At 70.1% G+C, this 12,352-nt stretch carries 10 protein-coding genes; 8 read left to right on the top strand and 2 right to left on the bottom strand.

Going from position 1 to position 12,352, the window contains the following annotated elements:
* Positions 1-102 precede the first annotated feature (102 nt).
* The 3 genes from ACFPOE_RS10630 (at position 103) to ACFPOE_RS10620 (ending at position 5,107) form a co-directional block, all read left to right on the top strand.
* Positions 103-1,815: a long-chain fatty acid--CoA ligase gene (locus tag ACFPOE_RS10630; protein ID WP_376850056.1), complete on the top strand. Its 1,713-nt coding sequence runs from the start codon at positions 103-105 to the stop codon at positions 1,813-1,815.
* Between the two features lie 74 nt (positions 1,816-1,889).
* Positions 1,890-3,407 (top strand): ATPase domain-containing protein, encoded by a 1,518-nt coding sequence (locus tag ACFPOE_RS10625; RefSeq protein WP_376850055.1) that lies wholly within the window; start codon positions 1,890-1,892, stop codon positions 3,405-3,407.
* Positions 3,407-5,107 (top strand): response regulator, encoded by a 1,701-nt coding sequence (locus tag ACFPOE_RS10620; RefSeq protein ID WP_376850054.1) that lies wholly within the window; start codon positions 3,407-3,409, stop codon positions 5,105-5,107. The genes ACFPOE_RS10625 and ACFPOE_RS10620 overlap by 1 nt, the downstream gene beginning before the upstream one ends.
* 167 nt (positions 5,108-5,274) lie before the next feature.
* Here ACFPOE_RS10620 and ACFPOE_RS10615 read toward each other — a convergent pair whose 3' ends face one another.
* Positions 5,275-5,667, bottom strand: coding sequence for a DUF488 domain-containing protein (locus tag ACFPOE_RS10615; RefSeq protein WP_376850053.1), 393 nt, complete (start codon positions 5,665-5,667; stop codon positions 5,275-5,277).
* Positions 5,668-5,680: 13 nt separating this feature from the next.
* On the bottom strand, positions 5,681-7,009 hold the full coding sequence (locus tag ACFPOE_RS10610; RefSeq protein WP_376850052.1) for an NAD(P)/FAD-dependent oxidoreductase: 1,329 nt from the start codon (positions 7,007-7,009) through the stop codon (positions 5,681-5,683).
* Positions 7,010-7,068: 59 nt separating this feature from the next.
* On the opposite strand from ACFPOE_RS10610, the gene ACFPOE_RS10605 reads away from it, so the two are divergent.
* The 5 genes from ACFPOE_RS10605 to ACFPOE_RS10585 are packed head-to-tail and all read left to right on the top strand — an operon-like array spanning position 7,069 to position 12,247.
* On the top strand, positions 7,069-8,076 hold the full coding sequence (locus tag ACFPOE_RS10605) for an LLM class flavin-dependent oxidoreductase (protein WP_376850051.1): 1,008 nt from the start codon (positions 7,069-7,071) through the stop codon (positions 8,074-8,076).
* 29 nt (positions 8,077-8,105) lie between these two features.
* The gene (locus ACFPOE_RS10600; protein ID WP_376850050.1) at positions 8,106-9,539 is read left to right on the top strand and encodes a PAS domain-containing protein; all 1,434 of its coding nucleotides are present in this window, start codon (positions 8,106-8,108) and stop codon (positions 9,537-9,539) included.
* Positions 9,540-9,563: 24 nt separating this feature from the next.
* Positions 9,564-10,583 (top strand): methionine synthase, encoded by a 1,020-nt coding sequence (locus tag ACFPOE_RS10595; protein WP_376850049.1) that lies wholly within the window; start codon positions 9,564-9,566, stop codon positions 10,581-10,583.
* Positions 10,580-11,722, top strand: a complete 1,143-nt coding sequence (locus ACFPOE_RS10590) for a serine hydrolase domain-containing protein (protein WP_376850048.1) — start codon at positions 10,580-10,582, stop codon at positions 11,720-11,722. The genes ACFPOE_RS10595 and ACFPOE_RS10590 overlap by 4 nt, the downstream gene beginning before the upstream one ends.
* A 27-nt stretch (positions 11,723-11,749) precedes the next feature.
* Complete coding sequence (locus ACFPOE_RS10585) at positions 11,750-12,247, top strand: cupin domain-containing protein (protein ID WP_376850047.1); 498 nt, start codon at positions 11,750-11,752, stop codon at positions 12,245-12,247.
* Positions 12,248-12,352 lie beyond the last annotated feature (105 nt).

Below are 12,352 nucleotides of genomic sequence, written 5' to 3'. Positions count from 1 at the left end.
GCTTCTCATCTTAAGGCGCAGTCACTCCAGCGACTTCGCTGCGGGCCTTCCCTGATGCCGCCGCCCGGTGGCCCCGTTAGGCTTCGCGCATCAGGAGACTTCATGCAGCGACCGCACTACAAGTTCTGGCCCAAGCGGCTGCCCCATTCGATGACGCCGCCGGCCACCTCGCTGTGGGACAACCTGGCGATCAGCGCCCGCCGCTACCCCGACAAGTCCGCGATCGTGTTCTTCGGCACCCGCTACAGCTATGCGCAGGTGATGCAGCAGGCCGAGCGGCTCGCCGCCCGGCTGTTCGAACTGGGCGTGCGGCGCGGCGACCGCGTCGTGCTGTGCATGCAGAACTGCCCGCAGCTGCTGGTCGCCCACTTCGCCATCCTGCGCGCCAATGCGGTGGTGGTGCCGGTCAACCCGATGAACCGGGCCGAGGAGCTCAAACACTACATCACCGACCCGGACGCGAAGGTCGCGATCACCACCGGCGACCTGGCGCCGGAACTGGCGAAGGCCAGCGACGCCCTGCCCGCCGGCGCCGGCCTGCAGCACCTGGTCGTCACCCAGTTCACCGACGCCTTCGACGCGCAGGTGACCGGCGTGAACGCGCTGCCGCCGGCGTGGCACGACTGGCTGCTGACCCGCCATCCGCTGCCGCCGCTGGCCGGGGGCCGGGCGCTGGCCTGGAGCGAGGCGCTGCAGGCGGCGCAGGCCGCGCCGGCGCTGGACGTGGGCCCCGACGACCTGGCCGTGCTGCCCTACACCAGCGGCACCACCGGGCTGCCCAAGGGCTGCATGCACATGCACTCCTCCCTCATGCACAACGCGGTGGCCAGCGCGGCGTGGGGCAACGCCACCGCGGAGAACGTCACGCTGCTGGCCGTGCCCATGTTCCACATCACCGGCATGGTGAGCGTGATGCACTCGTCGATCTACTCGGGAGCCACGCTGGTGATGATGCCGCGCTGGGACCGCGACCTGGCCGGCCGGCTGATCTCGGCCTGGAAGGTCACCACCTGGACCAACATCCCGACCATGGTGATCGACCTGCTGGGCAGCCCCGACTTCGACAAGTACGACCTGTCCAGCCTGGTCCACATCGGCGGTGGCGGCGCCGCCATGCCGCAGGCGGTGGCGCAGCGGCTGTTCGAGCAGTTCGGGCTGCGCTATGTCGAGGGCTACGGCCTGACCGAGACTGCGGCGCCGTCGCACAGCAACCCGCCCGACGCGCCCAAGCAGCAGTGCCTGGGCATCCCCTTCATGAGCACCGACGCTCGGGTGGTCGATCCGGACACGCTGCGCGAGATGCCGGTGGGCGGGCAGGGCGAGATCATCATCCGCGGGCCGGAGGTGTTCAAGGGCTACTGGAAGCGGCCCGACGCCACCGCGGCCGCCTTCGTCGAATTCGAGGGCCGCAGCTTCTTCCGCTCGGGCGACCTGGGCTACATGGACGAGGAGGGCTACTTCTTCCTCACCGACCGGCTCAAGCGGATGATCAACGCGTCGGGCTTCAAGGTGTGGCCGGCGGAGGTGGAGGCGCTGATGTTCCGCCATCCGGCGATCCAGGAGGCGTGCGTCATCTCGGCCCGGGACAGCTACCGCGGCGAGACGGTCAAGGCCGTGGTGGTGCTGCGCGCCGCCTACCGGGGCAAGGTGAGCGAAGCGGAGCTGGTCGCATGGTGCCGCGACAACATGGCCGTGTACAAGGTCCCGCGGATCGTGGAGTTCGTCGATGCGCTGCCCAAGAGCGGCAGCGGCAAGGTGATGTGGCGCAGCCTGCAGGAGGCCGAGAACCAGGGCGGGCGCGACGGCGGGGGTTGACGCCATCTGTCGGACTCTGCCTACACGGCAGGCCGGTCTTTACTCTTAGGATCGGCGGGTCTTTCCGGATCGACATGCGACACCCACCCCAAGAACTGACCATCCCCGAGCAGGAACGCGCCTCCACAGGAATCCCCGGCCTCGACCACATCCTTGGCGGCGGCCTGCCGGCCAACCACCTGTACCTGGTGGAGGGCACTCCTGGCGCGGGCAAGACCACGCTGGGGCTGCAATTCCTGCGGCGCGGCGTGGAGAACGGCGAGCCCGGGCTGTACATCACGCTGTCGGAGACGGCCACCGAACTCAAGACCATCGCCGCCTCGCACGGCTGGTCGCTCGACGGGCTGGAAGTGTTCGAGCTGGTGACCGAGGAGGGCCTGAGCCCGGACTCGGAGCAATCCATCCTCCATCCCTCCGAGATTGAGCTGGGCGAAACCACCCGCGGCGTGATGGCCGCGGCCGAACGGGTCAAGCCGCGGCGCGTGGTGTTCGACAGCCTGTCGGAGATGCGGCTGCTGGCCCAGAACCCGCTGCGCTACCGCCGCCAGGTGCTGGCGCTCAAGAGCTTCTTCGCCTCGCGCGGCTGCACCGTGCTGCTGCTGGACGACCGCAGCGCCGACAGCGACGACCTGCAGCTGCACAGCATCGCCCACGGCGTGATCTGCCTGGAGCAGACGGTGGGCCAGTACGGCCCCGAGCGCCGCAACCTGCGCGTCATCAAGATGCGCGGCATCCGCTTTCGCGGCGGCGACCACGACTTCAACCTGGACACCGGCGGCCTGTCGGTGTTCCCGCGGCTGGTGGCCGCCGAGCACCGCACCGACTTCGCCGCCGAGATCGTCAGCACCGGCACCGCGGAACTGGACAAGCTGCTGGGCGGCGGCCTGGGACGCGGCAGCAACACGCTGTTCAGCGGGCCGTCGGGGGTGGGCAAGACCACCACCGCGATCGCCTGCGTGCGGGCCGCGCTGCTGCGCGGCGAGCGGGCCGTCTATTACCTGTTCGACGAAGGCCTGGGCACGCTGCTGCTGCGCGCCAAGGCGCTGGGCATGGACATCGATTCCTATCTCAAGAGCGGGCGGCTGCGCATCCACACGCTGGACCCGGCAGAGGTCTCGCCCGGCGAGTTCGCCAACATGGTCCGCTCGGCGGTGGAGAGCGACGAGTCCCGGATGGTGGTGATCGACAGCCTGAACGCCTACCTGCAGGCGATGTCGGGCGACAAGCACCTGCTGCTGCAGATGCACGAGCTGCTCACCTACCTGAACCAGCGCGGCGTCGTCACCCTGCTGATCCTGGCGCAGCACGGCGTGCTGGGCGACGTGCGCAGCGACGTCGACCTGAGCTACCTGAGCGACGGCATCATGCTGTTCCGCTTCTTCGAGGCGCGCGGCAGCCTGCTCAAGGCGGTGTCGGTGGTCAAGAGCCGCACCACGGACCACGAGCTGACCATCCGCGAGTTCCGGCTCGGCGCCAGCGGCATCCAGGTGGGCGCCGCGCTGACCGACTTCGAGGGCGTGCTGAGCGGCGTCGCGTCGTACAAGGGGCGGCTGCCGCTGCTGAGCGACGCCGACGCCGCGGGCGCATCCTGATGGAGTTGCGCGTCCTCGTCCACGCGCCCCGCGGCCGCGACGCCGCCGTGGTCAAGGGCGTGATCGAGCCGCAGCACAAGGTCCACGTCTGCGACACCGCGCAGCAGCTGCTGCAGCAGATGAACGAAGGCGCCGCGGCAGCCATCGTCACCGAGGAGGCGCTGTCCGAGGAGCTCCTGGTCGGCCAGCTGGCGCAGTGGCTGCAGGTGCAGCCGTCCTGGTCCGACTTTCCCTTCATCGTGCTGGCCACCCGACACCCGGGGCCGCGCTCGGCCCATGCGGTCAAGTCGCTGCACAGCCTGGGCAACGTGATCCTGCTGGAGCGGCCGCTCAACGCCGAGACGCTGGCCAGCGCGGCCGACGCGGCGGTGCGGGCCCGCGCCCGCCAGTACGCCACCCGCCAGCACCTGGAGGAGATCGGCCGCACCCGCACCGAGGTGCAAAGTCTCAACAGCCAGCTGGAAGCGCGCATCCTGGAGCGCACCCGCGAACTGGCCAGCGCCAACGACCGGCTGATGAAGGAAATCGCCGAGCGCGAACGGGCGCAGGCCGCGCTCACCCAGGTCCAGAAGATGGAGGCGATCGGCCGCCTCACCGGCGGCATCGCCCACGATTTCAACAACCTGCTCCACGTGATCAACATGAACCTGGAGCTGGTGTCCATGTACGCCAAGGAAGAAAAGGTCAAGCCGGTGGTGGACCGCGCCAAGAGCGCGGCCCGGCGCGGTGCCAAGCTCACCGGCCAGCTGCTCTCGTTCGCGCGCAACCAGTCGCTGCTGCCGCGCCTGACGCACGTCAACGATCTGCTGGTCGGCATGAAGGACCTGCTGGAAATCTCCGCCGGACCCGGCGTCGCGGTGGAACTCGAGCTGTGCGCGACCCCGACCGCGGTCGTGATCGACGCCAGCCAGCTGGAGATGGCGGTGCTGAACCTGGCGGTCAATTCGCGCGACGCCATGCCCAACGGCGGCACCCTTCGCATCTGCACCGGCAGCCGCACCCATGTGGAGGGCGATGACAGCGAGCTGCCGGCCGGGGAATACGTCATCCTGAGCGTCAGCGACACCGGCGACGGCATCGCGCCGCAGCTGCTGTCCAAGGTGTTCGACCCGTTCTTCACCACCAAACCCGTTGGCAGCGGCACCGGCCTGGGCCTGAGCCAGGTCTACGGCTTCGCCCGCCAGTCCGGCGGCCTGGCCTTCGTGCGCAGCGAGATCGGCAAGGGCACGACGGTGGAGATGCACTTTCCGCGGGCGCCGGCCGACGCCGCCGAACAGCGCGAAACGCTGGCCGCGCCGGTGCACCGCAAGGCGGCGCACGCCCACAGCATCCTGGTGGTGGAAGACGACGCCGACGTGCGCCGGGTGATCGTCGAGTGCCTGGGGCTGATCGGCTACACGGTCACCGAGGCGTCCAACGGCACGGCCGGACTGGCCGCCATGGCGTCCGCGCGGCCGGACCTGCTGGTGGTGGACTACGCCATGCCCGACATGACGGGCGCCGAAGTGATCTCCAAGGCCCGCGAGATATGGACCGACCTGCCGGTGATCCTGGCCACCGGCTACGCCGACATGGCGGCGGTGGAGCGGCTGGCCGGCAAGCCGGCCATCCTGCGCAAACCCTTCGACATCACGACGCTGGGCGACGCAGTGGCCGGCGCGCTGGAAGGCCAGGCCGACCGGGTCGCTGCCGGCGCCTGATCCGGCGGCGCCAGTCGCTGGCTTTCAGGCCGGGCTTGACCCGGCATGCAGCGCCGGTGCGCTTGCAAAGATACCGTTGACATGAAAAGAGCGCCGAGCATGCGGTGATCGACGGTTGTCTGGACCCTCGCGTCTGGGTCCCGGCTCGCAGGCCGGGATGGCAGGCGCTAGGAGATTTCGATCTCCGCGCCGCGCTGCACCAGCAGCTCGCGCAGCAGCGACCGGTGGCAGCGGCTTTCGTCCTCGCAATAGCAGCCGAGCGAGAACGAGGCGTGGTGCGACAGCGTGGCGAGCGTGTCGAGCAGGTGGGCGGCGTCGGGCTGCTTCATCTCGGCGCGGAACTTGCGGCTGAAGGCGGCCCATTGCTTGTCGTCGTCGGCGGCCAGGCCCTCGGCCACCAGCTGCGCACTGGGCGACAGGTTGGGCAGCCAGACGTCGTAGTAGTCGCGCCTGGCGAACTCGCTTTTCGGCACGCCGCGCGGCGGCCGCCGCACGGTGCCCAGGCGCGGGCCTTCGCCTTCGGTGCGCGCGGTGCCCAGCCGGACGATGCGGATCGCCATCTGCTGCTCCCGTCTATGGCCGCGGCGCCGGTGCCGGCACCTCGATGTCGGTGACGACCCGTGCGTAGCGCTGCTTGCTCCAGTACGCGCTGGCCCAGTCCATCAGCACCACCAGCCGGTTGCGGAACCCGATCAGGAAATAGATGTGGGCGAACAGCCAGAACAGCCAGGCGAAGTAGCCGCTGAACTTGAAGTGGCCCAGCGGCGAGACCAGGTCCACCACGGCCGCATTGCGGCCGATGGTCGCCAGGTTGCCGTAGTCGCGGTAGCGGAACTTCAGCGTCGGCTGGCCGGCCAGCCGGCGCAGGATGTTGGCCGCCGCGGTGCGCCCCATCTGCTTGGCGGCCGGCGACACGCCGGGCACCGGCCGCGGGTCGTGGCCGTCGGCATGGCTCATGGCGGCGGCCAGGTCGCCCACCACGCTGATCTCGGGATGGCCGGCCAGGCTCAGGTCCGGCTCCACCTGCACCCGGCCGGCGCGGTCCAGCGGCGCGCCGGTGCCGCGCGCCAGTTGCGCGCCCAACGGTGAAGCGGCCACGCCGGCGGCCCAGATGACGCAGCGGCTGGCGATGCGGTAGCTCCCGCTCGCGCCTTGCACCTCCAGGCCGTCGCCGTCGATCGCGGTGACGCGCGAATCGACCCGCACCTCCACGCCGAGTTTCGTGAGCTGCTCGATCGCGCGCTGGCTCAGGTCCTGCGGCATCGCCTGCAGCACGCGGGCGCTGCCCTCGATCAGCAGAATCTTGGCGCTGGCCGGGTCGATGCGGCGGAACTCGCCGGACAGCGTGTGGCGGGCAATCTCGGCCAGCGTGCCGGCCATTTCGACGCCGGTGGGCCCGCCACCGATCACCGTGAAGGTGAGCCAGGCGTCGCGCCGGGCCGGATCGCTGTCCTTTTCCGCTTCCTCGAAGGCCAGCAGGATGCGCCGCCGGATCTCGAAGGCGTCGTCCAGCGTCTTCAGGCCCGGCGCCAGCGGCGCCCACTCGTCGTGGCCGAAATAGCTGTGGGTGGCGCCGGCGGCGACGATCAGGTGGTCGTAGCCGATCGCCAGGCCGTCGGCCAGCAGCAGCTGGCGCGCCGCCACCTCGATGGTGACCACCTCGCCGAGCAAGGTGGTCACGTTCGGCTGCTTGCGGAACAGGTGCCGCACCGGCGCCGCGATCGCCGGCGCCGACAGGCCGGCGGTCGCCACCTGGTACAGCAGCGGCTGGAACAGGTGGTGGTTGGTGCGCTCCAGCAGGGTGATGTCGACCGCCGCATGGCGCAGCGCGCGGGTCGCCTCCAGGCCGCCGAAGCCGCAGCCGACGATGACGATGCGGGGCCGCTGGATGGTCGATTGCATGGCAGGGATTATGCGAGGGCGCGCCTTCGGCCGCGCAGGCCGTGTGGCAAGCTCCTTCCATGAGCAATCCGCCGCTGCGCCTGTCCGTCCTCGATCAATCGGTGGCGCGCGCCGGCCGGCCGCAGGACGAATCCATCCGCGACACGCTGGCGCTGGCGCAGCGCTGCGAGGAGTGGGGCTACGAGCGGTTCTGGGTCAGCGAGCACCACGGCTCGGCCACCATCGTCGGCAGTGCGCCCGAGGTGCTGATGGCGGCCATCGCGGCGCGCACCCGCCGCATCCGGATCGGCAGCGCCGGCGTGATGCTGCCGCACTATTCGCCGTACAAGGTGGCCGAACAGTTCCGCGTGCTCGATGCGCTGGCGCCCGGGCGCATCGACCTGGGCGTGGGGCGCGCGCCCGGCAGCGACCACCGCACCTCGCTCCTGCTCAATCCGGATCCGCGCGCCGCGGCGGGCTTTCCGCAGCAGGTGCTGGAGCTGCAGGCCTGGGTCAGCGGCGCCGAGCTGCCGGCCGACCATCCGGGCCACGGCATCCCGGCGCTGCCGCAGTCCGCCACTGCGCCGCAGCTGTGGATGCTGGGCAGCTCGGGCTACGGCGCCCAGCTGGCGGCGCATTACGGGCTGCCCTACGCATTCGCCTATTTCATCACCGAGGGCGAGGGCGCCGACCAGGCGCTGGATCTGTACCGCAGCAACTTCAAGCCCGGCCTGCTGCAGCAGCCGCAGGCCGCCGTCTGTGTGTGGGCGCTGGCGGCGGACACCGAGGAGCAGGCCTGGCGCCTGTTCGCCAGCCGCGAGCGCACCCGGGTCGACCGCAACATCGGGCGGCTGGGCCCGCTGCTGCCGCCGCAGCAGGCGGTGCGCGAGTACAGCGGCAGCGAGCAGGCCTACGTTGCGCAACTGCGCGAGCGCGCGCTGGTGGGCACGGCGGCGCAGGTGAAGGACAAGCTCGAGGCGCTGGCGCAGCGGCTGCAGGTGCAGGAACTGGTGGTGATCACCTGGACCTGGGACCCGGCCGCCCAGGCCCGCTCGTACGAACTTTTGGCTGCGCAATTGCGCCTATGATGGCGCGGAATTTGCACCGGCCGCCTCCCATGTCGATCTCCCCCATCCCCTCGCCCGTTCCAACGCCGGCCTTCCTCGACGGCGGCGGCGAGATGGGCGCCCGCATCCGCGCCTTCGACTGGGCCAGCCATCCGCTGGGGCCACCGGCAGGGTGGCCGCAGGCCTTGCAGATGGCGATCGGCCTGTGCCTGCATTCGAGCTTCCCCACCGCCGTCTACTGGGGCGATGACCTGCACCTGCTGTACAACGACGCCTGGTCGGCCATCCCGGCGGAAAAACATCCCTGGGCACTGGGCCGCCCGGCCGCCGAGGTCTGGCCCGACATCTGGCACATCGTCGGCGACCAGTTCCGCCAAGTGCTGGCCACCGGCGAAGGCATCGCCCTGTACGACCAGCTGCTGCCGATGGAGCGCGGCGGCCAGCCGCGCGACACCTGGTGGAACTACAGCTTCACCGCCATCCGCCATGCCGACGGCGCGATCGGCGGCATCTTCAACCAGGGCAACGACACCACCGAGCTGGTGCTGGGGCGGCGCCGCCGGCAGGCCGAGGTCGAGCGCCTGCGCGAGCTGTTCCGCCAGGCGCCGGCGCCGGTGGCGCTGCTGCGCGGGCCGGAGCACGTGTTCGAGATCGCCAACGACGCCTACCAGCAGCTGATCGGCCACCGCGAGGTGCTGGGCAAGCCGGTCCGGGCCGCGCTGCCGGAACTGCAGGACCAGGGTTTCCTGGAGATCCTGGACCGCGTGTTCGCCAGCGGCGAGAGCTATCGCGGCACCTCCGCCAGCGTGCAGCTCACCCGGGCGCCGGACGGGCCGAAGGAAGAACGCCTGGTGGACTTCGTGTTCCAGCCGGTGCGCGACAACGGCGGCAACGTCGAATCGATCTTCGTGCAGGCCAACGATGTCACGGACCGCGCGCGCGCCGAAGCGCAGTTGCGCACCAGCGCGTGGCAACTGGGCGAGGAGCGCGCCCGGCTGGCGGTGCTGGTGGAGGCGGAGCAGCGCGCGCAGCGCTCGCTGCACCTGTTGAACCAGAACCTGGAGGCGCTGGTGTCGGCGCGCACCGCCGAACTGTCGACGCTGATGAGCGAACAGCGCGCCACCATCGATCGCCAGCGTGCGATGTTCGAAACCAGCTTCATCTACCAGGGCTTCATGACGCCCACCGGCACGCTGCTGGATGCCAACACGGCATCGCTGGAAGGCATCCAGGCGCGGCTGGCCGACGTGGTCGGCCGGCCGTTCTGGGACACGCCGTGGTTCGACCGAACTCCCGGCATGGCGCAGGAAGTGCACCGCGCCGTGCAGGCGGCCGGCAGCGGCCAGCAAGTGCAGAAGGTCATCGACGTGATCTTGCCCGGGGGCCCGCGCCGCTTCGATTTTTCGCTGCGGCCCGTGTTCAACGCCCGGCGCGAGGTGATCGGCATCGTGCCCGAGGCGATCGACATCACCGGCCGCGGCTGACCAGACCAACAACCAGGAGACTCCATGTTCCCCACCTCGATCGCGGGCAGCCTGCCCAAGCCCGGCTGGCTGGCCGAAACCAACAAGCTCTGGCCGCAGTGGCAGGCCGAGGGCGACGCGCTGCGCCAGGCCAAGGCCGACGCCACGCTGCTGTGGATCAAGGCGCAGGAGGACGCGGGCCTGGACATCGTGGGTGACGGCGAGCAGTCGCGCCAGCATTTCGTGCACGGCTTCCTGGAGCAGGTCGAGGGCATCGACTTCGATCACAAGGTCAAGATGGGCATCCGCGACAACCGCTACGACGCGATGGTGCCGCAGGTGGTTGCGCCGCTCAGGCTCAAGGGCCGGGTCCACGCCTTCGAGGCGCAGCTGGCGCGCGCCCACACGAAGAAGAAACTCAAGTTCACGCTGCCCGGCCCGATGACCATCGTCGACACGGTGGCCGACAAGTTCTACGGCGACAAGGTGAAGATGGCCTTCGCCTTCGCCGAGTTGTTGAACCAGGAAGCGCTGGCGCTGCAGGCCGACGGCGTGGACATCATCCAGTTCGACGAGCCGGCCTTCAACGTGTACATGAAGGACGCCGCGGACTGGGGCGTGAAGGCGCTGGAGCGCGCCGCGCAGGGGCTCGCCTGCACCACCGCCGTCCACATCTGCTACGGCTACGGCATCCAGGCCAACAACGACTGGAAGCAGAAGCTGGGCGAGGAATGGCGCCAGTACGAGCAGGTGTTCCCGGCGCTCGCCGCCAGCAGCATCGACCGCGTCAGCCTGGAGTGCTACCACTCGCACGTGCCGCCGGATCTGATGAAGCTGCTGGCAGGCAAGGACGTGATGGTGGGCGTGATCGACGTCGCCAGCGACGAGATCGAGACGCCCGAGCAGGTGGCGGACACCATCGGCCGGGCGCTGCAGTTCGTGGCCAAGGAGCGGCTGTTTCCCTGCACCAATTGCGGCCTGGCGCCGATGGACCGCGAGGTCGCCCTCAAGAAGCTGCAGGCGCTGGGCGCCGGCGCCGAACTGGCGCGCCGGAGATACGCTTGAGCGCGCGGCTGAATCCGCAGGCGGCGGTCCGGATCCGGGAGGTGCTGCAGGGCCATGTCGACAGCGGCCTGATCCCGGGCGCGGTGGCGCTGGTCGCGCTGGGCGGCGAGACCTGCCTGTTCGAAACGCTGGGACGGCGCGATCCGGCGGCGCCGGACGCGATGCGCACCGACACGGTCTTTCGCATTTATTCGATGACCAAGCCGGTCGTGTCGCTGGCCGCGCTGATGCTGGTGGAGCAGGGGCGGCTGCTGCTGACCGATCCGGTCTCCAAGCACCTGCCGATGTTCGCCGGCCAGCAGGTGCTGGGCGCGGACGGCAAGCTCGTTGCGGCAGCCCGCGAGGCGACGGTGCAGGACCTGTTGCGCCACACGGCCGGCTTCACCTACGAATTCATGGGCGACGGCCCTGTGCACCGGCAGTACGCCGAGGCCGCCCTTGCATCCCACAAGCGCAGCAACCTGGAATTCTGCGAGGCGCTGGCGGCGATTCCGCTGGCGTTCCAGCCGGGCAGCTGCTGGGAATACAGCCGCGCCACCGACGTGCTGGGCGCGTTGCTGGAAGTGGTCGCTGGCCAGCCGCTGGGCGCGTTGTTGTCGGCCATGGTGCTGGCGCCCCTGGGCATGAAGGACACCGGCTTTTCGCTGCCGGAGGCGGCCCACGGGCGGATGGCCGAGCCCTTTGCGGCGGATCCGCAGACCGGCGAAGCCGTGGTGCTGATGCCCAACCGGCGCGTGCCTCGCTTCGAATCCGCCGGCGGCGGCCTGCTGTCCACCGCCGCCGATTACGCGCGCTTCCTGCTGCTGCTGCGCAATCGCGGCAGCCTGGACGGCGTGCGGCTGCTGTCGCCGCAGACGCTGGCGTGGATGACCGCCGACCACCTGGGCGCCATTCCCGTGCGCGGCGACCTGCTGGCGCCGGGCAACGGCTTCGGCCTGGGCTTCGCCGTCCGCACCGATGCGGGGGTTGCGCCGACGCCGGGCTCGGTGGGCAGCTATTTCTGGTCCGGCCTGGGCGGCACCTCGTTCTTCGTCGACCCGGCGCAGGACCTGTTCGCCATGCTGCTGACCCAGGCCCCGGGCCAGCGCGAATTCTTCATCCGCCTGTGGCGCCAGCTGGTGTACGGGGCGCTTGACTGAGCATGGTGCTGGTGTAGCCTCGGCGGCATGAGCACGCACGACGATCCCCACGACCACGCCCATTCGCCCGACTGGAAGCACGACGGCGTCCGGGTCATTCCCGGCAACCAGCTGGACTCCAACACGGCGCAGACGCCGGGCATGGACCGCAAGGCCGCGATCAACTTCGCGCGGGTCGGCGCGCAGAAGCTGTGGGCCGGCACGGTGACGATCCACGCCAACGCCAAGACCGGCGCCCACCACCACGGCCACCTGGAAAGCGTGATCTACATCGTCAAGGGCCGGGCCCGCATGCGCTGGGGCGACCGGCTGCAGTTCACGGCGGAGGCGGGGCCGGGCGACTTCATCTATGTGCCGCCTTACGTGCCGCACCAGGAGATCAATGCCAGCCCCACCGAGGCGCTGGAATGCGTGCTGTGCCGCAGCGACGGCGAGGCGGTGGCGATCAACCTGGACATCGAGCCGGCCGAGCGTCCCGAACAGGTGCTGTGGGTGGACCCGACCCATCCGAAGGGCGGCGTCTAGGCCCCGGCCGCCTGACGGCTGCCGTCAGGCACGAAGCCCGCTGAGCGCTCACTTCCGGCGGGCGCATCGCCGTCGCTGACCTGTCAGCTCTGTCCTACGCGATGG

Origin of the sequence: Caenimonas terrae (assembly GCF_042655405.1) — a bacterium.
In the GTDB taxonomy this organism is placed as follows: Bacteria; Pseudomonadota; Gammaproteobacteria; order Burkholderiales; family Burkholderiaceae_C; genus Ramlibacter; species Ramlibacter terrae_A.
The sequence above is the reverse complement of the archived record's forward strand: the minus strand, read 5'-3'. Positions and strand labels throughout refer to the sequence as shown.